22 protein-coding genes are annotated in these 26,016 nt (G+C 51.8%); 12 read left to right on the forward strand and 10 right to left on the reverse strand.

Going from position 1 to position 26,016, the window contains the following annotated elements; genetic code table 11:
- The first annotated feature begins 3 nt into the window (after window positions 1-3).
- The 4 genes from HBA55_RS12940 (at window position 4) to HBA55_RS12955 (ending at window position 4,861) form a co-directional block, all read left to right on the forward strand.
- Window positions 4-792, forward strand: a complete 789-nt coding sequence (locus tag HBA55_RS12940) for an SDR family oxidoreductase (protein ID WP_166991642.1) — start codon at window positions 4-6, stop codon at window positions 790-792.
- A 34-nt stretch (window positions 793-826) separates the two neighbouring features.
- Window positions 827-2,239, forward strand: a complete 1,413-nt coding sequence (locus tag HBA55_RS12945) for an aldehyde dehydrogenase family protein (RefSeq protein ID WP_206019784.1) — start codon at window positions 827-829, stop codon at window positions 2,237-2,239.
- A 23-nt stretch (window positions 2,240-2,262) separates the two neighbouring features.
- Window positions 2,263-3,801, forward strand: coding sequence for an acyl-CoA synthetase (locus HBA55_RS12950; RefSeq protein WP_166991645.1), 1,539 nt, complete (start codon window positions 2,263-2,265; stop codon window positions 3,799-3,801).
- Between the two features lie 187 nt (window positions 3,802-3,988).
- The gene (locus HBA55_RS12955) at window positions 3,989-4,861 is read left to right on the forward strand and encodes a VOC family protein (RefSeq protein WP_166991648.1); all 873 of its coding nucleotides are present in this window, start codon (window positions 3,989-3,991) and stop codon (window positions 4,859-4,861) included.
- 136 nt (window positions 4,862-4,997) lie between these two features.
- On the opposite strand, the gene HBA55_RS12960 is transcribed toward HBA55_RS12955, so the two are convergent.
- The 5 genes from HBA55_RS12960 to HBA55_RS12980 form a co-directional block, all read right to left on the reverse strand.
- Window positions 4,998-5,786, reverse strand: a complete 789-nt coding sequence (locus tag HBA55_RS12960) for an alpha/beta fold hydrolase (protein ID WP_166991651.1) — start codon at window positions 5,784-5,786, stop codon at window positions 4,998-5,000.
- On the reverse strand, window positions 5,786-7,510 hold the full coding sequence (locus HBA55_RS12965) for a PHA/PHB synthase family protein (RefSeq protein ID WP_166991654.1): 1,725 nt from the start codon (window positions 7,508-7,510) through the stop codon (window positions 5,786-5,788). Before HBA55_RS12965 ends, HBA55_RS12960 begins: the two co-directional genes overlap by 1 nt.
- A 219-nt stretch (window positions 7,511-7,729) precedes the next feature.
- Window positions 7,730-9,877 carry a 3-hydroxyacyl-CoA dehydrogenase NAD-binding domain-containing protein gene (locus HBA55_RS12970; RefSeq protein WP_166991657.1) on the reverse strand — a complete coding sequence of 716 codons (2,148 nt, stop codon included), beginning with the start codon at window positions 9,875-9,877 and terminating at the stop codon, window positions 7,730-7,732.
- Window position 9,878: 1 nt separating this feature from the next.
- Window positions 9,879-11,090 carry an acetyl-CoA C-acetyltransferase gene (locus HBA55_RS12975; protein ID WP_166991660.1) on the reverse strand — a complete coding sequence of 404 codons (1,212 nt, stop codon included), beginning with the start codon at window positions 11,088-11,090 and terminating at the stop codon, window positions 9,879-9,881.
- 112 nt (window positions 11,091-11,202) lie between these two features.
- The gene (locus HBA55_RS12980; RefSeq protein ID WP_166991663.1) at window positions 11,203-11,859 is read right to left on the reverse strand and encodes a TetR/AcrR family transcriptional regulator; all 657 of its coding nucleotides are present in this window, start codon (window positions 11,857-11,859) and stop codon (window positions 11,203-11,205) included.
- A 185-nt stretch (window positions 11,860-12,044) separates the two neighbouring features.
- Between HBA55_RS12980 and HBA55_RS12985 the strand changes: the two genes are divergently transcribed.
- From HBA55_RS12985 to gstA, 6 genes are read left to right on the forward strand one after another with little or no spacing between them, the layout of a single operon-like run.
- Complete coding sequence (locus HBA55_RS12985; protein WP_166991666.1) at window positions 12,045-13,187, forward strand: acyl-CoA dehydrogenase family protein; 1,143 nt, start codon at window positions 12,045-12,047, stop codon at window positions 13,185-13,187.
- Between the two features lie 25 nt (window positions 13,188-13,212).
- Window positions 13,213-14,313: an Rv3169 family protein gene (locus HBA55_RS12990; protein WP_166991669.1), complete on the forward strand. Its 1,101-nt coding sequence runs from the start codon at window positions 13,213-13,215 to the stop codon at window positions 14,311-14,313.
- Between the two features lie 27 nt (window positions 14,314-14,340).
- On the forward strand, window positions 14,341-15,381 hold the full coding sequence (locus HBA55_RS12995) for a phosphotransferase (protein ID WP_166991673.1): 1,041 nt from the start codon (window positions 14,341-14,343) through the stop codon (window positions 15,379-15,381).
- Window positions 15,371-15,820: a hypothetical protein gene (locus HBA55_RS13000; protein WP_166991677.1), complete on the forward strand. Its 450-nt coding sequence runs from the start codon at window positions 15,371-15,373 to the stop codon at window positions 15,818-15,820. The genes HBA55_RS12995 and HBA55_RS13000 overlap by 11 nt, the downstream gene beginning before the upstream one ends.
- Window positions 15,821-15,844: 24 nt before the next feature.
- Entirely contained in the window at window positions 15,845-16,324 is a 480-nt protein-coding gene (locus HBA55_RS13005; protein WP_166991679.1) for a flavin reductase family protein, read from the forward strand.
- Window positions 16,325-16,342: 18 nt separating this feature from the next.
- Window positions 16,343-16,933, forward strand: a complete 591-nt coding sequence (gene gstA, locus HBA55_RS13010; protein ID WP_166991682.1) for a glutathione transferase GstA — start codon at window positions 16,343-16,345, stop codon at window positions 16,931-16,933.
- Window positions 16,934-17,573: 640 nt separating this feature from the next.
- Here the strand turns inward: gstA and HBA55_RS13015 are convergent.
- The 5 genes from HBA55_RS13015 to HBA55_RS13035 all read right to left on the reverse strand — a co-directional run bounded on the left by HBA55_RS13015 (window position 17,574) and on the right by HBA55_RS13035 (window position 23,706).
- Entirely contained in the window at window positions 17,574-18,542 is a 969-nt protein-coding gene (locus HBA55_RS13015) for a LysR family transcriptional regulator (protein WP_166991685.1), read from the reverse strand.
- Between the two features lie 6 nt (window positions 18,543-18,548).
- A complete protein-coding gene (locus tag HBA55_RS13020; RefSeq protein WP_166991688.1) occupies window positions 18,549-19,838 on the reverse strand; it encodes a TRAP transporter large permease in 1,290 nt (429 codons plus the stop codon).
- Entirely contained in the window at window positions 19,831-20,361 is a 531-nt protein-coding gene (locus tag HBA55_RS13025; protein ID WP_166991691.1) for a TRAP transporter small permease, read from the reverse strand. The genes HBA55_RS13020 and HBA55_RS13025 overlap by 8 nt, the downstream gene beginning before the upstream one ends.
- Entirely contained in the window at window positions 20,354-21,400 is a 1,047-nt protein-coding gene (gene dctP / locus HBA55_RS13030; protein ID WP_166991694.1) for a TRAP transporter substrate-binding protein DctP, read from the reverse strand. Before dctP ends, HBA55_RS13025 begins: the two co-directional genes overlap by 8 nt.
- A gap of 173 nt (window positions 21,401-21,573) precedes the next feature.
- On the reverse strand, window positions 21,574-23,706 hold the full coding sequence (locus HBA55_RS13035; RefSeq protein WP_166991697.1) for a TonB-dependent receptor: 2,133 nt from the start codon (window positions 23,704-23,706) through the stop codon (window positions 21,574-21,576).
- A gap of 247 nt (window positions 23,707-23,953) precedes the next feature.
- Between HBA55_RS13035 and HBA55_RS13040 the strand changes: the two genes are divergently transcribed.
- Both HBA55_RS13040 and HBA55_RS13045 read left to right on the forward strand, forming a co-directional pair.
- The gene (locus tag HBA55_RS13040) at window positions 23,954-25,180 is read left to right on the forward strand and encodes a CaiB/BaiF CoA transferase family protein (RefSeq protein WP_166991700.1); all 1,227 of its coding nucleotides are present in this window, start codon (window positions 23,954-23,956) and stop codon (window positions 25,178-25,180) included.
- Window positions 25,168-25,998: an HpcH/HpaI aldolase/citrate lyase family protein gene (locus HBA55_RS13045; RefSeq protein ID WP_166991703.1), complete on the forward strand. Its 831-nt coding sequence runs from the start codon at window positions 25,168-25,170 to the stop codon at window positions 25,996-25,998. The genes HBA55_RS13040 and HBA55_RS13045 overlap by 13 nt, the downstream gene beginning before the upstream one ends.
- Window positions 25,999-26,016 lie beyond the last annotated feature (18 nt).

A 26,016-nucleotide genomic window follows, 5' to 3' on the forward strand; every position in this document is an offset into this window, starting at 1 on the left:
AATATGAAAACCTGTCTTAACTCGCTGTTTTCCCTTGAAGGGCGCACCGCACTGATTACCGGTGGTACCAGTGGCATTGGATTGATGATGGCGCGGAGCCTGATGTTGGCAGGTGCTAGAGTGATTTTGGTCGGTCGAAATCCCGAAAACTGCCAACAAAAAATCAGCGAACTCAATGACACCATCCGCACCTCACCAACCGCCGAGTTCATCAGTGCTGATCTTTCTAGTGAAGAGGGATTGGACATACTCGTCACCAAATTAATCTCCAGAACCGAAAAACTGTCGATTCTCATCAACAACGCCGGTATGACAGCCCATTCGCCATTGGGCACTTACCCCGGCAGCCATTTCGACGACATTATGGCACTTAACGTCAAGACGCCTTTTCTATTGGCCCAGGCACTGTTGCCACAACTCAAAGCCAATGCGACCGCCGGGCGTCCCTCTCACATTATCAATACGGGCTCTATCGGAGGGATCGTTCACACCACACCGGACTCTTTTGCCTATGGCCCCAGTAAGGCGGCATTACACCACATGACCAAAGTTCTGGCCAAGAGACTGGCGAGCGACCATATCTTGGTCAATGCGCTAGCGCCGGGTCTCTTCCCCAGCAAAATGTCCGCGTGGATCACCGAGGACCCCTCTACCCTCGACTCGGTTTCCCAGCAGATTCCTGTCGGGCGAATTGGGCATCCCGACGATATCGCCCGCGCACTTATTGCCTTGGTCTCTGGCAGCTATCAGACCGGTACCATTGTCGCTCTCGATGGTGGCATGGCGCTGTAACGCTCGTATTTAAACCCAATTCAGGAGAATTCGTGTGGATCTCAACAGAACATTCAGCATGACAGTAAACGGAGCTGCATTGGCTGGCGCCGAAACCATGGACGTGATCAACCCTGCCACCGGTGAAGTCTGCACCAACGCGCCGCAAGCATCCAAAACACAGGTTGATGAGGCCATCGCCTGCGCTAGATCGGCTTTCTCACAATGGAAGACGACCACCATCGAAGAACGTCAGTCGTTGGTCAAACAAGCCGCCAGAATCCTGGAAGCAAATATTGAAGAGCTTGCACAGATCCTCCTTTTAGAACATGGAAGACCACTGCAAGGCTGTATGATGGAGTTGCAGGCCGCCATTCAGTACTTTGATGACTTTGCAGCCATGACCCCGGAAGTACTGGTCACCGAAGACTCGGATGTGCGCCGGGTGGAAGTCCACTACGAACCCCTGGGCGTGGTTTGCGCAATCCCCGCCTGGAACTTCCCCATCACGTTGAGTGCCATGAAAATTTGCCCAGCATTAGTAGCCGGCAACACTCTCGTACTACGCCCGTCTCCCACAACGTCGCTGACATTGTTGAGAATCGGCGAACTGCTGCGCGATGTTTTCCCTGCAGGTGTTTTTAACGTCATCAGTGGTAACGGCCTTGGCAGTTTTCTAACCTCTCACTCGGGCTTCGACAAAATTTCCTATACTGGTTCCACCGAAACAGGCAAACAGGTCATGGCCGCCGGCGCCGACAGCCTGAGACGGATGACATTGGAGTTGGGCGGCAATGACGCTGCCATTGTCCTGCCGGACGTCGACATAGAAAAGGTTGCTCCGCAGATTTTTTTTGGCGCTTTCTTTAACAGTGCGCAGATCTGTGTTGCCACCAAACGATTATACATCCACGCTGACATCTATGAGCCCTTGCGTGATGCACTCCATCAAATTGCCAAGGCATCCAAAATGGGAGATGGTAGCGAGCCCGATACGGTATTGGGACCCATTCAAAATCAACGTCAATACCGTAGCGTCTCAGCGTTACTAGAACACGCCCAGAAAGAGGGACTCACGCTATTGACCGGCTACCAACCAGAAAATCAGGAAGGTTACTTTATTCCTGCCACCCTCGTTGACAATCCACCGCACGACAGTCGCGTTGTCACTGAAGAAGCGTTTGGTCCAATTTTGCCGCTAATTAAGTTCGACAATGAGGACGATCTTATTCAGCAGGTTAACAGCAGCAAATACGGCCTTGCCGGTGCGATCTGGGCACAAGACACGCAGAAAGCCGTGACCCTTGCTAAACGCATGGATACTGGCACCGTTTGGATTAACGAAAATCTCTATCTCCCTGCTTCCACACCGTTTGGCGGGCACAAACAATCGGGTATCGGCGTTGAGAATGGCATGGCTGGACTGCTTGGGTTTATGCAACAAAAGGCCATTTACATTCCCAAATAATCGGACAACTACAGGACGGAATTATGCACCCAAGTCAATACGCGGCATCAACACCCGATACAGCCGCTGTTATTATGGCGGACAGTGGCGAAACCTTGACCTATCGCCAACTGGATGATCGCTCTAACCAGCTCGCTCAACTGTTCCGTGCACAGGGTTTGGTTCGCGGTGATGTCATTGCGATTTTGTTGGAAAACCATCCTCGCTATTTCGAAGCCTGTTGGGCCGCGCAAAGAAGCGGACTGTACTTTGTGGGCATCTCTTCGAAGCTGAACGCCGATGAGGCCGCCTATATCATCGAGGACTCAGAGGCGAAGCTGTTGATCACGTCTGCCGCCATGACGGACATTGCCGCACCGCTGGCCGAACGCCTGTCCCACGTCCATCTGTATATGCTAGATGGTGCCATTGATCCATACCAGAACTACGAGGCCAGTCTGGAAGAGTTCCTGGCACGACCTATTACCGATGAATCCGCCGGCAGCGACATGCTTTATTCATCCGGCACCACCGGCAGACCCAAGGGCATTAAACCCGCCTTGCCTGAGGCCGGCATCGACGCCGTTACACCTTTGCATCAGGTCATGACGCAGGTGCTTAAACTCAAACCAGGCTGCGTCTATCTGTCACCAGCGCCACTGTACCACTCCTCACCTCTTCGTTGGTGTATGGGCATTCATCGACTCGGTGGCACCGTCGTGGTCATGGAGAAGTTCCGCGATGAACAGGTTCTACAGCTCATTGAACGCTATAAAGTTCAAAGTGCACAATTCGTGCCAACCCATTTTCAGCGGCTGTTAAAGCTGGAGTCGGCCACCAAGCAGAACTATGAACTCAACTCGTTGGAAGCGGTTGTGCACGCTGGTGCTCCTTGTGCCGCCACCACCAAACGACAGATGATCGATTGGTGGGGCCCCATCATTCATGAGTTTTATGCTGGCACCGAGGGTAACGGACTTTGTTACATCAACTCAGAGCAGTGGCTCTCTCACCCCGGCTCAGTGGGCCGCCCAGTTGTGGGGAAGCTCCATATCTGCAACGACGAAGGTGAACCGGTTGCTCCCGGCGAAGAGGGCTTGATTTATTTCGAGGACGGCCCGCAATTTCATTATCACAATGATGCCCAAAAAACGGCAGAAGCACACAACCAACATGGGTGGTCAACCCTTGGTGACGTAGGACGGGTCGACGAAGAGGGCTATCTCTATCTAACCGATCGAAAGAGTTTCATGATCATCTCAGGTGGCGTCAATGTCTATCCCCAGGAAATCGAAGATCTCTTCATCGCCCACCCCAAAGTCGCTGATGTGGCTGTCATTGGAGCACCCGATGAGGATATGGGCGAACGAGTTGTGGCCGTTATTCAACTCGAAGCAGGTCATACAGCTGGCGAGAGACTGAGCGAAGAACTCGTCAACTACGGCCGACAACATCTGTCTCACATTAAGGCGCCTCGACAGGTGGATTTTGTCAGCGAATTACCTCGTCACGACACTGGAAAGCTCTACAAACGCCTGATCCGAGATCAGTATTGGCAGGGTCGAAATAGCAAGTTGATTTAGTCAGTAGCCACAGATGCAATCATCAACTCTCCGCACTTCCCTACAGGAAGGTATTGGGGCCGGAGATCCGGCCCACCTTTTTTACATCAATGGTTATCGGTGTTACCGATACCAGCGGTCTGACTTCTTGATTATGTTCCAGACCAAAATTCCCGTAAGTTAGTAGTCTCAAAAGAGGAGTCCAACAATGGCAACATTAAGAAATTTAGGATACCTGGTGTTAGGTGTCAGTGACCTTCACGCCTGGAAACACTTCGCCACTGAAATCGTCGGATTTCAAATCGGTCGCGAAGACGAAAACCATGTCGCCTTGCGAATGGACAACTTTGAACAACGCATTCTTTTGCAGAAAGACGATCGTGACGACATTATCGCTGCAGGGTGGTTACTGACAGACCCTGCAGAACTGGAGGCTTATGTTGAGCAGTTACGTGCGAGAGACGTTGAGGTTACCAAAGGTGACTCACAGCTGGCTAATCAGCGTCGAGTTGAGTCTATCTACTACTGCCAGGATCCCAATGGCGTTCAGCAAGAATTTTTCTGCGGCCCCAAAATGGCACCGTCTACCGACCCCTTCTCCTCTAACAAAATTCACAGCAAATTTGTTACAGGAGATTTCGGTCTGGGTCACTTCGTACCGGTGGGTCCGGATTTGGAGCTCTCTAAGGATTTTTACATCAATAGAATGGGTCTGAAACTCTCAGGCTACATCAGCCCAAGCCCCGAAGTGACCGTCGTATTTACTCACGTGCCCAACGGTCGTTTTCATTCCCTGGCGACGGCTGCCATGCCCTCTCCCAAAACTCTCTTCCACATGGCAGTAGAAGTCGAGTCTCTTGACGATGTGGGTTACGCACTTGATCGTGCAAAAGCGGCTGGCATTGAAGTCACTGCAGATATGGGTCATCACCCCAATGCAAAGTCGATTTCCTTCTATATGAAGACTCCATCAGGGTTTGACATCGAGATTCTCAGCGGTGAGATCGTTATCGACGATGAGAACTGGCAGGCAGAAACCTACCAGCAGTTTAGCGACTGGGGACATAAGCCACAGACCTGACGATATTTTGCGGCCATGAGCGTATCGAGAATTCACTCGCTCATGGCACATACTTTGTCTTCAAAAGAGTCACTATTCTCAATATAACCTTCGACCTTCCTTGGAGACTGATTATATTGAGAACAAATCAAGTTTATTAGTGATCCAAAAACTTCGCGAGCATGGGTCCAACCAGATGCATCTCGTCGACAACTGCCAGATGGCCCGCTCCCTCGATAATTTCCAGTTTTGCGTTGGGAATGACCTTCGACAGAATCTTTGAATTGATCGGAGGAATTAGAGGATCATCGTCTCCAGAGATAACAAGAGTCGGCGCCACAATTTGATGAGCTCTAAATAACGTAGACCACGCGGTTCCAACAGAGAGTTGCTTTAAGAATCCACCGAATGGGGGCCTGACACGACTGGCACGATAACGTTCGGCAAGCTCAGTATCCCGCGATGTGCGGCCTCCTACCATCTTTGACGTCGAGTGCTTAAACAAACCTGGGACGATGAACCTTAGTGGGGACATTAAGGTCGCAAATGCGCGCGGGTCTCCTGGAATTCCACCAAATCCCCAGGTGGTAGACGCCAACACCAGTTTTCGGACTCTTTCCGGATAGGCAATTGCAACTTGCTGCGCTACGATCCCACCCATAGAGACACCTAGCACGTCCACCTCGCCTTCGATTCCAAGTTCGTCGAGCAGTCCTACGGCTAAGCGTGCAATACGAGGTATAGGCACAGGAAGTCGTGGGCTTGGTGATCTCCCTGCACCAGGGGCGTCGAATGCCAGTGTTCTACAATCCAGTGCATCTCGCAACGGTTCCCAGTTTTCAAGGTTTCCGCCTAACCCATTAATTAGCAGTAAAGGACGACCATCCCCGCTAAGCGAAGCATAGAGTTCATGTCCAAAAACGCTAACCATTTCCGATTGGTTCATTATCCTTTCTCCATTACGTATATTCCTGGAGCTGGCAATATTGGGGGATATTTCCTCGAGCCCGCGCTGTGTGAGGCGGGGATCTTATCTCCTGCGCGATCAAGCAACCAATTCTGCCAATCTTGCCACCAACTTTCGTTTATCAAAACGGATTCCTTCAGCCAATCCTCGATTGGTCCGTTTGGGTCAAAGCCTTCATTGATTCGGTAAAATGCTTTCGGATGACCTAAAGAGTTAACCATACATTGAACATGCCCGCCTGAAACAAGAGCAAAGCGCTTTTTCCCTCGAAATAAACGCATGCTGTAGTAGGTGCTTTGCCAAGGGACAGTATCGTCGGCCATCGCGCCTACGGTATAACTGTCTATATTGATTTCTTCAAAGCTGACAGTATCGTTCAAGATCTTAACGGTTGCCCCCTTAGTGAAAGATTGGTACAGCATACTCTTTAGTAGATCTGAATGGAGCCCAGCCGGCATATTTGTGACATCCATGTTCCAAGCAAGAACTTCGGTGCCCGGCGGCTCTTTTCCAAGCAAGTAATTGTTAACTCCCATGTTCCAGATCAACTCGTGAGATCGCATCATTGAAAAAGAGCGCATTAGAGAACGTCCACTAAGAACACCATTTTCAGTAGTTTGCTCAATCGCCCTTTCGACCGATTTCTCATCCAACAACGCGGCAAATTGCGATGGATAGCTACTATCGATTCCCGCAACAAGAAAAGTGACAGCATGAACTAACCGAACTTTCTTCTTCGCATGATAGGCTAACATCAGCGCTGCAGTAACCCCTGATCCGCACATTACGGCAAGATTCAGATCAGGAAAGCCAGAGATTTCGGATACCACCTGGCAAGCTTCATTCAGAGATGAAACATATGTCTCCAGGTTCCAATCCCTGTGTTCAGATTGAGGATTACGCCAGCTGATCATATAAACACGAAAACCGCTCTGAACAATCCATTCCACCAGACTCTTCCCTGGCGCGAGATCTAGCGCGTAGTACTTATTTACTGTCGAAGGTCCTATCAAGAGCGGCCGCTCGTAGACTTCTTCAGTCTGTGGAGCGTATTCAATGATTTCGAAGACAGGGCTACGGTATACGACTGAACCTTCTGTAATTGCCAGATTTTTTCCAACATTGTAGGCATCGCTCTTGGCCATTGAAGGCATGGCGCCATTATTGACTACATCATCGACAAATTGACGAAGCCCTGTTATTAGAGATGCCCCTCCGGTTTCTAGTGCACGAATCTGTGCGGCTGGATTGGTCCAAAAGAAGTTGGTTGGTGACATTCCTTCTGCAATCAAATTGGCAAGCGTCTTTGCTCTCGCTGACTTTTCATTGCTGAGAGACCCATCAACGGATTTCTGGATCACCTCCCGAGTTAGCCAATATTGGTTAGCAAGACATCTGAAGAGCAAATTCTCCTTGTATGCAGGGTGGGAAAACCTGGGGTCACTGGGGTGGTGATCTAGATTCAAGAGATGTTGAAGATTATCAAAGGAGCCAACTGCCGCCTCTTTCAGAAGATCCCGAACCAACCTGGGATTGCCAGCCAATCCAGATGCCCAATCCTTGAAGGTGTCGAATAAAATACTGCCAGCGGGCGGCAGAAGAGGGTTAGGTCCGATTTTCGCCCTTAATTGTGTGGTTAAAGCGTCCAAGTTACGGACGTCGAAATTGATAGTTCTGTTGTTCTTGGATTTGCCTTTCGCCATAGTAACAGTCCCTCGATAGTAAGACTACGATACTATGTACACTCAACTTGAACTAGTGGGTATTACAGAATCGAACTATCAATCTTACTGATATACCCAAGTGAAATTTTCTTACATAATTTTTAAAAAGTTACCCTCTGGATCACCATAAGCTGGGAAAGGACGCCGCCATGATAAATGATAGCAGCGCCTTTCCTTGTGACCTGCTGTACGGCTCGGTCAGTTGAACTCTCGACCTTCGGCCAGCGTAGCAGATACGATCAGCGGGGCCCTAAAACGCTCGCCGTATCGAGCTTGCAGTTCGGAACATCGATCAATAAAACGTTGCAGACCGTAAGTGTTAACAAACTGTAGATACCCGCCTGTCCAGGTTGGAGCACCGATACCCAATAAAGAGCCAATATTTCCGTCCGCGACAGATCTCAGAACGCTGGACTCCAGACACTTCAGGCTCTCAATGACCGGACGAAACAGCAGACGATCCTTGATATCCTGTTCGGGAATGTCTACCTCGGGCTTGTACCAGGTTTCCAGCACCTCCTGTGACAAAGACTTGGATCCGTCCTCGTTATAGTCGTAAAAGCCACCCCCGTGGTGACGCCCCTTTCGATCAAATTTGTCGACCATGGTTGCCATTACATCAAAGAGTTGGTCCTGCTCTCCCCATTTACCAAACACTCCGATTTCCTTCCAGTCGCACAGCATCTTGTAGGTTAACTGATGGCTGATTTCGTCAGACATGGTTATGGGACCAACGGGGAAGCCAGTGGCTTTACCAAGATTATCGATTCGCGTCGGGTGCAGCCCTTCTTCAAGCATGCGGATGCCCTCATCAACCGAAGTGGAGAACACGCGAGAGGTGTAGAACTGTAGAGAGTCATTGACCACTATAGGAGTTTTGCCAATCTGGCGGGCAAAATCAAAAGCGCGGGCCAAGGTTTCATCGCTTGTTTCTTTGCCACAGATCAGTTCGATCAGAGGCATTTTATCGACCGGGGAAAAGAAATGGATGCCAATGAAATTTTCAGGCCGTTGACTAACCTCTGCCAGTTGAGTGATCGGCAGGCTCGACGTATTGGTTCCCCAGATACCCTTGTCGGCCAGGAACGGCTCGGTTTGTTTAGTGATTTTGTGTTTGAGGTTCATGACTTCAAACACGGCCTCAATAATCAGGTCACAGCCTCGAAGGTCTTCGTCATTGGCGCTGGGAGTAATCAACTCGAGGATTTTATTTTTGCGAGCGTCGTCCAAACGGCCGCGACGTACCCGCTTTGATAACAGCTTGTCCGAATACGCCTTGCCTTTCTCGGCAGCGTCCAGCGATATATCCTTGAGTACCACCTCGATCCCTGCCATGGCAGCGCAATAGGCGATGCCCTGGCCCATCATGCCAGCCCCCAGAATACCCAATTTCCTTACCTGGCTCGGGGGAATGTCCTTTGGTCGACTGCTGCCGCCATTCACCTGATTCATCTGAAAGAAGAAGCTGGTGATCATGTTCTTGGCTTCGGGCGTCATAACCAGTCTTGTCATCGCGCGACTTTCGATGCGAAGCGCCGTATCCGGGTCCACACGTGTGGCTTCGACTGCGCAGTCCAAAATGGCTTCCGGGGCGGGCAGCAGGCCACGAGTTTTACTGGTTACACCAGCTGGTGCGACACTGATAAGCTGTGCAACTTTAGGATGATTAGCATTGCCACCGGGAATTTTGAAGCCTTTGATATCCCAGGGTTGTATAGCGGCCAACTGGTTATTCTTGTTTCGCAATATGTGGTGCTTTGCTTGCGGAAGCAGGTCTTGTAAATCGTCAACGAGTTGATGAATCAAGCCAGCTTTCAGTGCCGCTTCAGCGTTCACTTTTTTGCCTTCAAGCAGATATGGCAATGCCACCTCAAGGCCCAGAAGATTGACCAAACGGACAATGCCACCACCACCAGGTAACAGCCCCAGGCTGACTTCAGGAAGACCCAGTTGAACCGAATTGTGGTTATAGGCAATCCGGTGATTACACGCCAGGCAGATTTCATACCCACCACCCAAGGCTGCACCATTGATCGCAGCCACTACGGGTACGGGCAGCTTTTCCAAGCGGCGCAGTTGTGATTTCACACTTTCCGTGGTTTGGAAAAAGGCTTGTTCCTGCCCAGGCTGAGCCTCTAATAAACTATTGAGGTCGCCTCCAGCAAAGAAGGTCTTCTTGGCGGATGCGAAAACGACACCCGTCAGGTTTTCTTCGCTTTCCAGCCGTTCTACGACGCCGGCCATCGCGTCGCGATACTCGTCGTTCATGGCATTGACCGGGCCAGTCATATCCATAGTAATGACCACAATGCCATCGACGTCCTTTTGGTAGTTGAATACACTCATTTTATACTCTCTCAATAATCGTTGAAATTCCCATGCCGCCGCCTACACAGAGTGACAGCATCGCGCGCTTCAACTGGCGCCGTTCCAGCTCATCGAGCATGGTGCTGACCAACATACCGCCGGTAGCGCCCAATGGGTGACCCAGTGCCATGGCGCCACCGCACACGTTGGTGACGTCGTGACTAATGTCCAGATCCTTCATATATCTAGCCACTACGGCCGCAAAGGCCTCGTTGATCTCCCACAAATCAATATCAGACTTCTTCAGTCCGGCTTTATCCAGGCAACGTTTAGCGGCGGGGCCGGGGCCAACCAGCATAATAACCGGGTCGGTAGCCAGAACCGCGGTGGCCAGAATTCGACCTCGGGGTGCCAAACCCAGGTCTTTTCCTGCTTTTTCGCTGCCGATCAGCACTGCACTGGCGCCATCAACGATGCCAGAAGAATTGCCTGGCGTGTGCACATGGTTGATGCGATCCAGGGTGTTGTACTTGCGCATTACCACTTCATCGAAGCCCAGCTGAGTGCCCATCTGTTCGAATGAAGGCCTCAGATCGGCCAGGTCTTCGGCCGTGGTGTGGGGTTTGATGAAGTCATCCTGCGCCAGAATGGTGATGCCATTGACATCTTTGACAGGGATCACGGATTCCGCAAAATACCCGCTGTCGCGAGCATGGGCAGCACGACGTTGTGATTCCAGGGCCAGTGCATCCATATCTTCGCGTGACCAACCTTCCAGGGTCGCAATGGTATCGGCGCCGATACCTTGCGGTGCAAACCCACTTTTGAATTGCAAGGCTGGATCGCCCGTCATGGGCCCACCACTACTGCCCATGGGCACACGCGACATACACTCGACACCGCCGGCCACGATCAAGTCTTCCCAGCCAGAGGCCACTTTCTGAGCGGCGCTGTTAACCGCTTCCAGCCCCGACGCACAAAACCGATCTAACTGCAGACCCGGTACTGACTCATCCCAGCCGGCGTTCTGGACAATCATCTTGGTGATCACACCACCCTGTTCAGCAACAGGTGTCGTGCAGCCCATGATCACATCATCAACGTAGCGTGTGTCCAGATCGTGTCGTTTTTGCAGGGCGGTCAGCAGCCCTGCACCGAGATCGACAGGCTTGACCTCGTGCAGTGAACCATCTTTTTTCCCTTTACTGCGAGGGGTTCGCACCGCATCGTATATGAAAGCTTGGTGTGTCATGTCAGGGGGGTACTCCGTAAAGCCGTGTTGCAGACGCTGACGTGTGTCAGCTCATCACACTAGAGTACTGCCCGTGAGGCTGGGGGGAAATTGATATTCTGTAAGTCAGCTATCAATGAGATTGATGGCTGATTCCGCGGACGACGACATCTGCCACGCTGGCGACTATTTCATGGTGTTGTTCGTCATTCGCTGTTGAAAGCAAATCGATTTTAGTGGAAAGGGGTTTCAGACAAAGCGCCGCACCACCACCGTGAGCGATCATCAAAAAGACGAGCGAAGCGGAGACGGGGCGAAATTCACCTGCCGCCACGCCTTCGTCAATAATCTCTTGCAAACGAGTGCGCATGTTTTCATGAGCTGGCGTGGCAAGGATATAATCCAGCCGCTCTGAATCCCGTGAACCTTCGCTGTTAATAAGTTGCAGAATCGCCGGAAATTCCCACAATGAAAGCAGCAAATGCGAGGACGCGATACGAAGCTTCTCTGCCGCCGTGTCTACATCGCTCAAGTCACCAATATTGTCGGCCAAGCGCTCCATGCCCTGATCCACCGCGGCCCTCCAGAGCGCCTCCTTAGTACCAAAGCGGGCCGGTATCAGCCCATGGCTGATGCCTATACGCGCCGCCAGCACTCGCATCGACATGCCGTCGTAGCCCAGTTCAGCAAAGGCTGCCAGAGCCCCATCCAGTATCTCTTCGCGAGTACTGACGGATCGGTCATCACTTTTTGGGCGCCCACGTCGGCGGGGTTTAGTTGAGTGAGTCATATTTCTTTCCAGCATAAGATAGCTGAATTTTAAGCCAAATACGCCTCATGATGAAGCATTGAAGGATCGGTTGGACTAACTTTCTTAAATAAATATACAGTTGACAAATTAAATTGGGCCACCCTAAACTGGGCAAGAAGTCGCCACACAATCCAAAAGATCCCTATTTTTCCAGGAGAACGGCTATGTCCAACCCTTCCGACTACATTCCCAGCGAAGAAGAATTGATCCAACGCGCCACAGAACTACTACCAATGTTAAGAAATCGAGCAGATGAGATTGACGCTGCGGGTGAAGTGCCTGAAGACATTGTGCAAACGTTTCGCGATGCGGGCTTTTTCAAGATCGTACAGCCTAGAAAATGGGGTGGATATGAGTACAGCCCGCTCACCTTTGTACGCGTACTGATGGAGTTGGCGCGCGGCAGTGGCAGCGCGGCCTGGGTAATGATGGTGTTGGGATCACACCAATACATCGTTGGTATCATGAGTGACGAAGCCGGTGACACTGTTTGGGGTGAAGACAACAATATCCTGTTGTCCTCCTCTTACGCGCCAGCGGGTAAGGCCACGCCAACTGAAGGCGGCTACTTGCTCAACGGCACCTGGCCGACCTCCAGCGGTTGTGCGCATGCCCAGTGGGCCATTGTGGGAGCCATGACCGAAAACGAATTTGGAGAGATGGAGCAAATGGCCTTTATTGCACCTCGGTCTGGCTGGAGTAGCCTTAACGACTGGGATGTATTCGGGTTGCAGGGTACGGGTTCGAATAATATCAAACTGGAGAATGCGTTCGTCCCTGATCATTTGGTAACGCCGCTGTTTCGCAATACATTTGACGCACGCAGCAAAGTGTACCGTTACCCATTCCCGTTGTTGGCCATGGGAATCATTTCAGCCTCTTTGATCGGTTTTGGCCAAGGGGCGATCGATGTATTTGGTGAGCAGATCAAAGGTAAAAAACGTACTGGCAGCAAAGATCTCTTGAGTGAAGACCCCTTTGTTCAAGCCGCGGTGGCGAATGCTCAGGCCATAGTGAACAATACCAGGGCCAAGCTGGAGTGGTGTTATCTTGAAGCAGAGCGCTTCCTCTTTAACGATCTCGAAGTGCCCCCTTCAACCATGACTCAGTTTGTTGAGATCTCGCGAACAGGTGAGCAGATACAGGAGGCTGTCCTGACTCTGTATAACGTCATGAGTCCATCTGTTGCTTATCGCTCTAACCCGATGCAGCGCTACTTGCGCGACATTATGGTGGGCAGCGCTCATCCGACACAGCGTTTTCTGACCGATCACGCCCGCACTTTGGGCACTACCAAACTCGCGTAACGCCAGACAAGAAGCGGAGAGCACGATGCTGACCAAATACGATGACTATCCCGTGCATCAGACGGCGGACCCTATTGCCTACGCGGGTACAGACAGAAACTTCTATGACCGCTACTGGTTTAACGGTTACAGCCGCGATGGCAGCATCTTTTTTGCCTGTGCGTTGGGAGTTTACCCGAACTTAAATATCATGGACGGCGCCTTCAGCGTATTGATTGACGGAGTCCAGCACAATCTTCGAGTGTCGCGGCATCTCAATATGGAACGGATGCATACTTGCATTGGTCCTTTGGGTGTGGAAGTGCTGGAACCACTTCAGAAGCTGCGAATTGTGGTTGATGAAAACGAACACGGTATAAGCGCCGATTTGACGTTCACGGGCAGAGTCCCGGTTGAAGAGGAACCCCGTTTTACCAAACGGCAAGGGCCCAGAACGCTTTACGACTACACGAGGCTGACCCAAAACGGTGATTACGAAGGCTGGATCGAGGTGCAAGGGACTCGGTACGAATTACAAGGGATGACGGTTCGTGGCACCAGGGACCGTTCTTGGGGGGTACGTTACATCGTGGGCATGCCTGATCCTCAAAAAGTGCCGCCGCACGTTGATCCTCAAAGCTTCTGGCTTTGGGCGCCGCTGAATTTTGATGATAGCTGGGTGTTGCTATCGGACAGCCAGGACAGCTCGGGCGAATCCTGGAACTGGGCGGCGGTCATCGGTGGGCTTGGCGAGAGTGAGGCTTGCAAGATGAACGAACTGTCGTGGGATCTGGAATTCGAACCCGGCTTGCGACATTTACGCCACGCCAAAGCGGTCATGAAGGACAGCGCAGGTCAGAACATCGCAATAGAGTTCGATCTAAAGCAGAAATTCTACATGTCAGGTTTAGGGTATCTTCACCCCGAATGGGGTCATGGTATGAACAAAGGCGAGTTGGCGGTGGGATATGACCGCCTGGAAGTTGACCAGATATCAACGTCCAAACCGCCGTTTTACCTCCATGTTCAGCAGTTTGCTCAAGTCAGAATGAGCTTACCCGATGGAGCTACTAAAACAGGGAGTGGCGTTTTGGAGCAGGCGATCCTTGGACCTCACGCCCCGACGGGCTTGAAAGGCCTGTACTGACAGTCTAATCACGCAGGGATATATATTGTGAGCACACTTGAACAACAATTTGCACAATACCTCCAGCACAGAATGCCCGATGCGAAGAACATTGAGGTAACCCTGACCGGACAAATCTTCGGTGGAGCGAGCCGGCAAACCTACCGCCTGAAAGTATCTTGGTCTGCCAATGGGGTAGAACAACAGCGGGGCATGATTCTGCGCCGCGAAGCCGAGTCAGGTCTAATTGACACCGAAGGTGAAACTGAATTCAGGGCCTTCGAAGCCATTCATGGAAAAGGCATACCCGTTCCCGAGGCGCTCTATCTGGAAAACGACAGTCACTGGCTGGGCCGTCCTTTTATTGTCACTTCAGAAATTACCAAAAGCCGGGCCAGCAACCCTATGACGGATGACCCATACGGCGTCGTTCGGGAGAAGGTAGGTGAACAGTTTTTTGACTACCTCGGTAAGCTTGCCACCTTCGATCCGGAGGAATTGGGTTTAACACGGATATTGGAGCCAGTAACGCCAGAGCGGTGTTGGGAAGTAGAACTGAAGAAATGGGAAACAGTAATTAACCAGTTTCCGACTCCTGAACCCATTGCTCAAACCGCGATACGCTGGCTGCGTGCCAATCCTCCACGGCCACCAGAGCAGGTTCGAGTGGTGCATGGTGATTTTCGAACCGGTAACGTGATGGCTACGAAGGAAGGGGAAATCACGGCAGTGCTGGATTGGGAGATGGCGCATATCGGTGACCCGTTAGAGGATCTCGCCTGGGCCATTGACCCCATGTGGGGGTATAAACAACCGAATCGGGTTGGAGGTATGATACCTCGCAACGAGGCTCTACGGATCTATCAATCTCGCAGCGGTGTCGCCATCGATCACACAGATCTGGCCTGGTGGGAGATGTTCAGTCATGTGAAGGGTCTAGCGATCTGGGGCTCAGCTGCCAAAGAATTTCAGCTGGGGAACAACAATGATCCTATCATGTTGGTAGCCGGCCTGGCCCCCTTTACCACCCATGAACATATTCTAGCAAAAAAACTGCTCACACAAAGAGAGGCTCGCGGTGCGCATTGATAATGAGATCATACTCAAGAACTTAAAGCGAGTCCTGCATACCAAAGTCGTCCCCGCCGTTGGAGACACCTATGTCAGAAGCGGGGCAGGTGTGGTAGGTATGTGTTGCGATCTGCTGGCTCAGCAAGCCGATGACGCTGCAGATATCGTTTACGAAGACAACCGAGGTATGCAAGGACTCTTTCTTAAAGCACTCAGCGTTGTAAGCTGTAACGATCTGCGTCAACAGTTGGAAGACGCCGGTACTTGGCAATCGCCTTCGATAAGGATTCCGGACTTGACAGCGCTCAATGCCAAATTGGCAGAACTTCTGATTGAATTGCAAATTTGGCTGGAATCCAACGAGGCTTCAGGTGCGAGCTCTTTAGAGTTTGAGATTCTCGAACAACTGGAAAGAAACGCCAAGCGTCGACTGCTGATTTTGGGCGCGCTGGGTTAATTGAATAATTATTAGGAGAAGTCCATGTCTATTGACACACGTTCATTGCGCGATGCGCTTGGGAAGTTTGCCACAGGTGTCTGCGTGATCACCAGCGAGATAGCGGACGCTTCCCCCATCGGCATGACCATCAACTCTTTCGCCTCGCTATCTCTGGACCCACCACTGGTGATTTGGAGTATCGCAAAGACCTCGGATTGTTTTAATCACTTTGAGTCGACAGAGCGATACGCCGTCAATATTTTGAAAGAAGATCAACAGGCGTTGTCCGGACGCTATTCACGCCGAGGTGACCACAATCTGAAGGAAGGCGACTGGACGAGAGGCAACACCGATTGCCCGGTTCTCAGAGAATCATTAGCGTGTTTTGAATGCGAGATATTTGAAAGACTCGATGGTGGGGATCACGTTATCCTTGTGGGTCGGGTTCTTGAGGCCAATCATGAGGCGGACGAAAAGCCTCTGCTGTTTTTTGCTGGCCAATACCGATCAATAGCTGATTAAACTTCCGAGAGAAAATCTATGAAACTCTACTATACCCCAGGTGGTTGTTCGTTGGTTCCGCATATAATTGCAAGAGAAGCGGATTTGGATATTGAACTAATCAAAGTGGACGTCAAAACCCACAGGGTAGAAGATGGCACCGACTACTTTCGAATAACTAAGCTGGGACTGGTGCCTTTATTGATTCTCGACGATGAATCTCGCCTATCCGAAGTGCAAGTGGTCGCACAATATCTCGCCGACCAACGACCTCAATCCGAGTTGGCACCCCTAGAAGGCACGTTTACCCGATATCAGCATCAGCAGTGGTTGAGTTTTATCAGCACTGAAATTCACAAGAGCTTTCGTCCATTGATTCGTAGTTCGGATACAGCGACAATCTCTGAAACCAAAGATAGGTTAATGAATCGTCTGGGATACATTTCTGATATGTTAAAAAGCGATTATTTGATGGGAGAAACCTTTTCAGCAGCTGATGCCTATTTATTCGTCACATTGTTATGGGCGAAACACCTACAGTTGAGTATTCCTTCTAAGCTAGAGGTATTCTTCGAAAGAATTGCAGCTCGGCCGGCTGTACAAACGGCGCTGAGTGTGGAGGGATTATAGAAATTGTGAAGTTCATGTGTGGTAGTTTCTGGTATATTCGTTTCCTTGGCTTTGAACAAATTAGATTTTTGTATCTCCAACCAAAACAACTTGAGTTGTTGGTATGCTATCGGTTTTTGGTCAAAAAAATGAATAGATCCAACAGAACTCTCTACTAAACTTAAGTTCTCCGTTGTCATCGATCGATTTCCCAGTTAACAATATGTAAACGTTTGGATTACATAGACTACAGATTTCCAACATCACCCAAATCTAGCTGATCAGTTCCAAATAAAGTTAGTATTCTTTGGTCGTCACAATGGGAATTTTCAGAAAAGAGCAATAACTGACAGTTGAAACTTGGAGCACCGGGAATTCGACGGAGTGAATTCCCTTGATCACACGACAACAGTTGATGCTTGTAGAACTGACCTTCCGCAGAGACTCCAACTCCCGACATTCATACGTCCAAGTAGTATCAACTCTATGACTGCTTTGGCTCGGACTCCCTCCATAAAGAATTCACAGGCAGAGTAACAGTGCAATGTCCGGAATTGGCTGAAACCTGCATTAGATCAGAACTTCCGCTATTACCAAATCACCCAAGAATCAATAGTTCAAGGACCACCAGCCGAAAAAATCGTTGAACACAAGCCCAGCATCAAGAACTTGTTTTTTGTTCAACCAACTCTTGTCGGACAAACTCGATAACACCGTCCTTCACCGCTGTAGAACTGGAATGCATATGCAGGTAAGGAGAACAGCAGAGGGTAATGCTGCGCATTATGCGATAGTTATCGATACGGTAGTAGTGCAGGTTCCCTTCCGGGTCGAGATCATTGATTGTTTGCCGAGGCAGAATAGAACAGCAAAAACCAGAAGCGACCAGTTTGAAGATCAGATCCACCGAATCGCTGTGCCCGATATAGTTCATCTCAACGCCGCCGGCGCTGGCGATCCAGTCCAGGTTGCGGGTAATGGCGTGATTGATCGGTGGCACCACCAGCCGAACTTGTTTCAGCGCTTCAATCGGTATCGAACTGACTCCCGGTTGTTTCTGGTCGGTTAACGCTTCGGAAGAAACGAACAGAATTTCCTCCTCAAACAACGGGTGGTGTTCCAGGGCACTGGCGGTAAACAGGCTTTCCATATGAACTTTTTCATCATCCTTATAGATAGACACGTCTTTGTGCACAACCGCCATGTCAATATTCGAGTTGGAAAGTGACTTAAACAGCTCTTCGGTATTGCCGGAGCGAAAGTCCAGCTTTATGCCCGGATAACGACCCACGACTTGCTGCATGATACCGGCGCCGATAATGCCGGCCAGGCTGTGTTGGCAGCCCACCGCAACATTGCCGACCGGTTGACCGGTGCTCTCTTTCACGTCCTCCAGTACGGCGTTGGCCGACTTAACGATCACCTTGGCATGTGCATAGACCTTTTGACCGGCGTCAGTCAAGGTGACACCCTTGTGCGAGCGAACAAACAGCTTAACACCGAGTTCATCCTCCAGCGCCCCCAGACGATTGCTGAGCGCCGGCTGGGCAATGTAAATCTGTTCTGCCGCCCGACTGATACTGCCGGCTTCGGCGATGGCAATCAACGCGTTGAGGTGTTTGATATCCATTCGTGACTATCCCATCAGTTGCGGTAAAAACAGGGCGATTCCCGGGAACAATGCCAATATCACCAGTGACACCATCATCAGTAATACATAGGGCAAAGCACCGAGTACAACATCCGAGAACTCGGCTCCGGTAGCGCCTTTGATTACCATTAAATTTAGTCCAACCGGGGGGGATATTAAAGACATTTCCAGATTGATCACAAGCAGAATACCGTACCACATGCGGTCAATGCCGAGCATGTCCAACACTGGTAGCACCAGCGGTGTAGTGACCAGTGTGATAGAGGCCCCCTCTAAAAACATGCCGAGGATAAACAGGAAAAACATCAGACCGCATAAAAAACCGAGAGCGCTGAGTTCCATCTCCGCTACCCATTGCAGCATAAATTGAGGGGTTTCTGCCAGCACAATGACATGGCCAAAGACTGCCGCGCCGGCAATGACGGCGAACACCATGCCGGAGGTTTCCGCGGAGCGTTTAGCGGCGGCGTGGCAATCGGAGAGTCTAAAACTCTTATAGGCCAGAGTGGCGATACCCAACGCCAGTAACACACCGATGGCGCCGGCTTCCGACGGGGTGAAGACACCTCCGTAGAGTCCGGCAATAATCAGTACGGGAAGACCCGCCACTGAGAGCACCCGCCACTTGTTCGACCCGACAGCCTGGTTAAGATCTTTGCGCCCATACTCCTGATCGCATTGCTCTGAAGGACGATGTGCCAGGCGATCGTAGCTTGCAAATAGCGCTATCAACAGCAAAGCCGGACCCAAAGCGGCAATAAACAGTCCGGAGATGGATACATCGGCGATAACGCCGTATACAATCAATGCAATCGAAGGCGGAATCAGAATACCCAATGTTCCGGAAGCCGCGACCAGTCCATAGGCAGAGCGTTTGGAATAACCGTGTTTGATCATCTGTGGGATTGATGTATCGCTCAGGGTCACCGCCGTCGCCACAGAAGAACCGGATACCGCCGAGAATACCGTGGCCACGCCAATGGTGGTAAAACCCACGCCGCTACGAACTCTGCCGAGCAAGCGGTTTACGCTGTTATAGACATCAGCCAGCGCATTCGTCTTCAGCAGAATTTGCGCCATCAGCGCAAACATGGGAATGGCGACAAATGCATAAGTATCCAGACGCGCAAAAATAATATCCGCCAAATGCTCCAAACCGACCCATCCCTCAATGGCCACCAGGGCCGCCATAGAGGATAAACAGAGCGCGACGAACACCGGCACCCCCAGGCACAGCAGGAGCAACAAAAAGGTTATTACCAGTAATTCACCCAACGCTTTGTACCTCTTTATTATCAGGCTGAGACAAAAGATCCCGGAACAATGCCAGGCATGAAAGCGACATCAAGACGCCCCCCAAGGGCAGACTTAACTGGCTGACCCAGTCGGGTATTCCGAGCAGGCTGGGCGAGCGGATCTGGTATTCATAGAGAAACACCACCGATTGCCAGCCGGATACCAAAATGGAAACGGATACGACCAAACCACACAACACAGAAAAGAGTACACACAAGCGTGCCCTTTTCGCCGCCATGCGATTAACCAGCAAGTCCACACTGACGTGCCCTTTTCGCTCGATCAGGTAGCTGGTCACCAACATCGATAACAGCGGAATAAAGGTAGAGATCAACTCGTCGATCCAGACAATAGGCAGCGCCAGCAGGTATCTGCTGAACACTCCTGATACGATCAATATCGCCATAACCACGATCAATAGCGCACTGAATTGAATGGCAAGCTCATTGAGTAATCGTACTGACGATCGAAAGCGTCCTGGCAGAGGAAGTGCTTTATTCATCGTTGTTTTCCTCCTGCAATGAACGCCCCCAGGGGCGATCGGCTCGCCACTGTTCAAAGTGCTTTAGCAACGCCAACCCTTTTGCACCAGAGGTCTGAAGAAATGACTGGCGCCACTCATCCATGACTTGTGCGCGCAAGACGGCAATGTCGGCTTTTGTCTGTTGATATACCTGCATACCGCTGCTTGCAATCATATCGGGCAGGCTTGCATCTTCGCGTTTGGCCAACAGAACAGATTGCTGTTCAAGCCAGCGGCCTTCTTCCGAAATAATCTGCTTTACGGATTCATCCTGCTGATCCCACCATTGCTTGTTCACCACCAACGAGAAAACGGTAACAAAGAGTGGAGAAATGGTGCACCAGTCCTGCACCTCAAAGTACCGGCGCCGGTAGACCGCCGGCAAGGTGGTCACCGATGCCTGAATCAGGTTGGTTTCCAGCGCCTGATAGGCCTCACCGCCACTCATGCTGACCGGTGCTGCGCCAAGGGCCATTAGTGAGGCATTGATGACCGGGTTCATGCCCCGAATCTTGAGTTGCCGGAAGTGCTCAGGAGTCACCAGAGGGCCGTTGTTAGACGTAAACCCCTGATTGTCGGTCACCCATACCCAACCCAGGTTGTGAACTCCAACGGGCGCAAACATGTCTGAGTCAGCGAGCGCGGGTGAGCGCAGAAAATCACTGAATTCCTCATAGCCTGAGAACCCGAAGGGTAAGGAAAAAATCCCCATCTCGGGAATAGTCAGCCCCCAATCCAGATTGGAGATCATTGCGGCATTCACGTGCCCACGAATCACTGAAGGTACCATGCTTTTGGTACGCAGTAACTGGTTGCCGGGATAGATCTTGATGGTCAGGCGGCCCTGCGCCCGTTGTTCGATGCGTTGCGCCCACTCGTCAACCAACCGAGCGATCGGCATCTGACCGGGCACGCTGTGAGTCAGGCGTAGAATGTCGGTGTTTGCGGTGAGCCACTGTGGCAGGCAGAGTGCCACAGTGGTCACCAGCGCCCGCAGCAATGACTGTCGATATACCATAGAAAATTCCTCTTTGGACCTCGTGCCGATCAACGGCGGATTACGCCGCGTTGCGGCTATTCCGCCCTACGGGTTCGGTACTTAAGGTGGTTGTACAGAATTCGTAGGGCGGATTCGCGTAAGCGTAATCCGCCGTTTGATTGCCCACCAAGTGGCGCGGTTTTGTGCCCCCCCTAGAAGTTCATCTCGAGTGAAAGCCCCCATTCCTGCGGTCGGCCGACGTCAACCGTCGTCGCTCCGAAGGGGGTGTTCAACAGGTTCAATCCACTGGTCAGGTACTCTTCATCATTCAAGTTGGTGGCGAACAGTGATACTCGATAGTCCTCATCCTCGCTGGTATAAGTCAAGCGCGCACTGAGCAACCCAAATGCCTCCTGGGTAACCGAGTTGGGCTCCGGTGTCACCAAACGATAATCATCCTTCCAACCCCAATCCAGTCGCGCACTCAAGTTGCCGCCGGCAAACACATCGTTGAGCAAGTACTCCGCACCCACCGAATAGGACGCATCCGGTGAACGGGCCAGCTGTGTCCCTTCAGAAATATCTTCGTTGCCGCCGTCGTCGGTAATGCGGGCATCCATTAAGGCGCCGGCCATATTCAATTGGACGTTTTCACTCAACAACAGAGTCAGATCAAACTCGATACCGTCGATCTCTGCAGTGCCCACATTGGTCACACGAACATCCTGCCCTACCAGTGCCGGAAGCTGCAGATCCGTGTAATCCGTGTGAAACAGAGCCGCATTCAACCGTGCACGGCCGTCCCAGAAGTCGCTCTTTACACCGATCTCGTAGGTGTCGGCCAACTCTTCATCGAATGGGTTTAGACCGTCATAAGGGGCGCCTGGAATGGGTGAGCGATCATTAAAGCCTCCGCTCTTGAAACCGCTGGCGGCAGAGGCGTACACCATGAAATCCTCAGACCAATGATAAGTGGTAGAAAGACGATAGGTGACGGAGGAGAACTCTTCCTCAGCTTGGCCGGTTACCCCGTTGCGCTCACTGATAATCCACTTGTCTTCACGGGTTCCACGTACGCCCAAGGTAACATCCAGTTTATCGGACACGTGAATATTGGCTTCGCCAAACAGAGCGTAGCTGTCGGTCTCTTCTTCGAACGCCAATTGATTTAGCCCACCCAAAGTATTGCGCTGCTGTCTACGATCATCCGTGGGGTTTTCGTTGTACATAAACAGACCCACCAGATAGTCGACCTTGTCGTCAAACAAGCTGCCCTGTAGCTGGAATTCCTGCTGAATCTGATCATGGTCGCGAACCACCAGTTCATCGCGCAGCACGGCCGCAGAACCATCAAAGTCCACGATAAAGCTGCTGTCGAAGGTACGGTAAGACGTCAGGGATTTCAGCACCAGATCACCCAGCTCCCATTCTATGACCATGCCCAGTCCGTAGCCTTCATAATCCGAGAAGGTGTCGGCACTCAGACGGCTGGTAAACAAGTCTCCAGTGGGAGTAGGTACCGGCTCCCCGGACCCGGACAAGAGCGGCGCACTGGGGTTGCCTTCGATAATATTCTGCGCGCCGCCGTTGGACTTGCTGCTGACCCAGTCATAGGTAAAATTCACTTGCAGATCCTGATTGACATCCCACATCAGCTGACCGCGAATAGCAGAAACGTCCGTATTGCCCAGATCCACCGGGTTATTGGGGTCAAAGACGTCTTTGACATGTCCGTCGCGGGTCTTGCTCAGAGCGGACAGACGCACCGCCATATCGTCCGTCAGGGGCAGGTTCACCATGCCTTCGACGTCCAGGCGGTCAAATTCGCCGACGGTAAACTTCAGACGCCCCTCCTTTTCGTTGGAAGGGCGTTTGGAGACATAGTTAATGGCACCGCCAATGGAGTTCTTACCAAACAGGGTGCCCTGGGGGCCCCTCAGAACCTCAATGCGTTCGGCATCCACCAAGTCGATCAGACCACCGTCACTCTGTCCCAGGAAGATGCCGTCAATATAGGTGCCCACCCCGGACTCCGCTGTAGACGCACTGCGATCCTGACCGATACCGCGAATAAAGATACTGGAAATGGATCCCCCGAAACCGCCACCGGAGCCGATGGTCAGATTGGGAATCACTGTGTTCAGGTCACCCAGGTTGGAAATATTGCGCTTTTCGAGGTTTTCCGCCCCCATGGCCACCACAGACAGCGGTACGGACTGCATATCCTCCTCAACCCGGCGCGCCGTTACCTGGATTTCCTCGATCTGCAGTGCTTCGTTAGCCAGGGCCACGTCGCCCCCGCTTAGAGCCCCTGCGATGCTCAGTGCCAATACCGCTCTTTTCATGCTCAGTCTCCACCTTGTTTATATTATTGCTCGATTTTCAGTGTTGGGCGTTGATAGTTGCCCAAATCCGTATCAACCAGCCTAAAGACCCCGTTTGCCAGGGACCAATATCCATTCGAGATGGGCTATGCGAATACTTTATGGCCATCCCGATTTTGATTACCGTATTTCGAAACGGTATTACCAGCCGCCGCAGCCGCTCCCATAAGCTGGAACTCACGATCAACACATCGCGGGAAGGGCTTATATGAAAGAGATTCAAATGGGGGCACCTAATCTGGGGCCACTGAAGGGTATGCGAGTACTGGACCTGTCTCGCCTGTTGGCGGGCAACTTCCTCAGCTATCACCTGGCAGACCTCGGTGCGGAGGTGATCAAGATCGAAGACGCTCGCCAGCCCGACCCCCTGCGCAAGTTCACCAACAACGGTGTCGACGCCACTTGGAAGGTACTGGCACGCAACAAGAAGAGCCTGGCCCTGGACTATACCCGTTGTGACAAGGGCCGCCAGCTACTGCTGGATCTGGTTCGCGGCGCGGATGCCCTGATCGAAAACTTTAAACCCGGCGGTATGGAAAAGTTTGGTCTGGGCCCGGAGCTACTGCATGAGATCAATCCCAAGCTGGTCATCGCCAGAGTCAGTGGCTGGGGGCAGGATGGGCCCTATAGCCATAAACCCGGATTCGGCACTTTGGTGGAAGCCTTCTCCGGTTTTGCGGCCAAATCGGGCTTTCCAGACGGCGACCCACTGCTGCCCAACCTGGGACTGGCGGACATGATTACCGGGATCACCGGTGCCTTCTCCTTACTGGCCGCCCTTCGGGAGGTGGAGGTCAGGGGTGGCAATGGCCAGGTGATTGACCTTGCGTTGCTGGACGGCATCGTCAGTTTTCTCGGCGCTGACCCCGCCGTGTGCCAGGCTACCGGCCGCCCCATACCCAGAACCGGCAACAAGGGCGAAGTGGCTGCCCCTCGTAATCTTTACCTATCAAAAGACGGTCGCTATATCGCCCTCTCCGCCTCCATGCAGTCCATGGTCGATCGGTTGTTTCGGGCCATTGGCCGAGAAGATCTGATCGACAATCCCAACTTCAAGACCAATGAAGATCGTATCCGCAATAGCGACGAATTGGATGTGATTATCGGCAACTTTATCGGTGAACGCAGCGCAGAAGAGTGTCTGGCGTTTTTTGAAGCGCAGGGTATTACCGCAGGACCGCTTTATAACGCAATGGAAATCCTGGAAGACACCCATGTTCAAGAAAGGGGCGTCTACGTCAAGGTCAACGACCCTGACATGGGCACAGTACCCATGCCCAATATTGCTGCTCGATTTTCCGGCACCCCCGGTGCGATCAGGTCACTGGCCCCGGCCTATGGGCAGGACACCAAATTACTGATGAAAGAAATCGGCCTGACTGATGGTGACATCCAAGCTCTGGAGCAAGAACAGGTGATCGTATGTGGCAAGTGAGTTCCGAGGTATTTCGTTCTTTTCTGTTTGTACCTGCAACCTCCAAGCGTTTTGTTAACAAAGCCATTGGTTTGGAAACCGATGCGGTAATTTTGGATTTGGAGGCTTCCATTCCTCATGATCAGAAAGAAGAGGCACGAGGCTGCCTCTCCGACGCCGTAGAGCAACTGAGACAAACCCGCAAGACGGTGTTAGTTCGGGTAAACCCCGGGAACCTCAAAGACTGCACAGCGGCCATGGAAGCACAAGCCGACGGCATCGTGGTGCCAACCGTTGAGCAACCCGAAGACCTGTTGTGCTTTTCCTCCAGGCTTGATCAGGAGAAAGGGCTGTTCCCGATTATTGAAACGCCCTTGGGACTGGTGAATCTGCCGAGTTTGCTGGCCACCGATCTGCCCGTGGGCGGTCTGATGTTTGGCTCCGAGGATTTTGTGGTGCGTATGGGCAGCCGCGCCCTGCCCTGTCGGGATCTGTTGTTTAATGCCTGTTGGCAGCTGGCAGTACATGCTCGGGCACAAGGTATCACTCCCTATGGTATTCCAGGTACCTTGGCGGACTTTTCAGAGACAGAACGGTTTCGAGAAATCTGCGAGCAGGGCCGCCGCGTTGGCATGGCGGGTTGCCCGGCAATTCACCCGGGGCAGTTGTCGGTTTTAAACGAGGTATTCTCCCCTTCAGAAGAAGAACTGGCGACTGCCCGACGCGCGGTTGAGGCATTTATTGCTGCCGGTGAAAAAGCCATAGCCGTGGACGGCAAGATGGTGGACTACCCCATCTATGAGCGTTATCTGGGGCTGTTGGAACAACAGCAAGTCTAGACCAATTCCGCTATTTCA

It is taken from the genome of Pseudomaricurvus alkylphenolicus (assembly GCF_011683955.1).
Lineage (GTDB): Bacteria > Pseudomonadota > Gammaproteobacteria > Pseudomonadales > Cellvibrionaceae > Pseudomaricurvus > Pseudomaricurvus alkylphenolicus.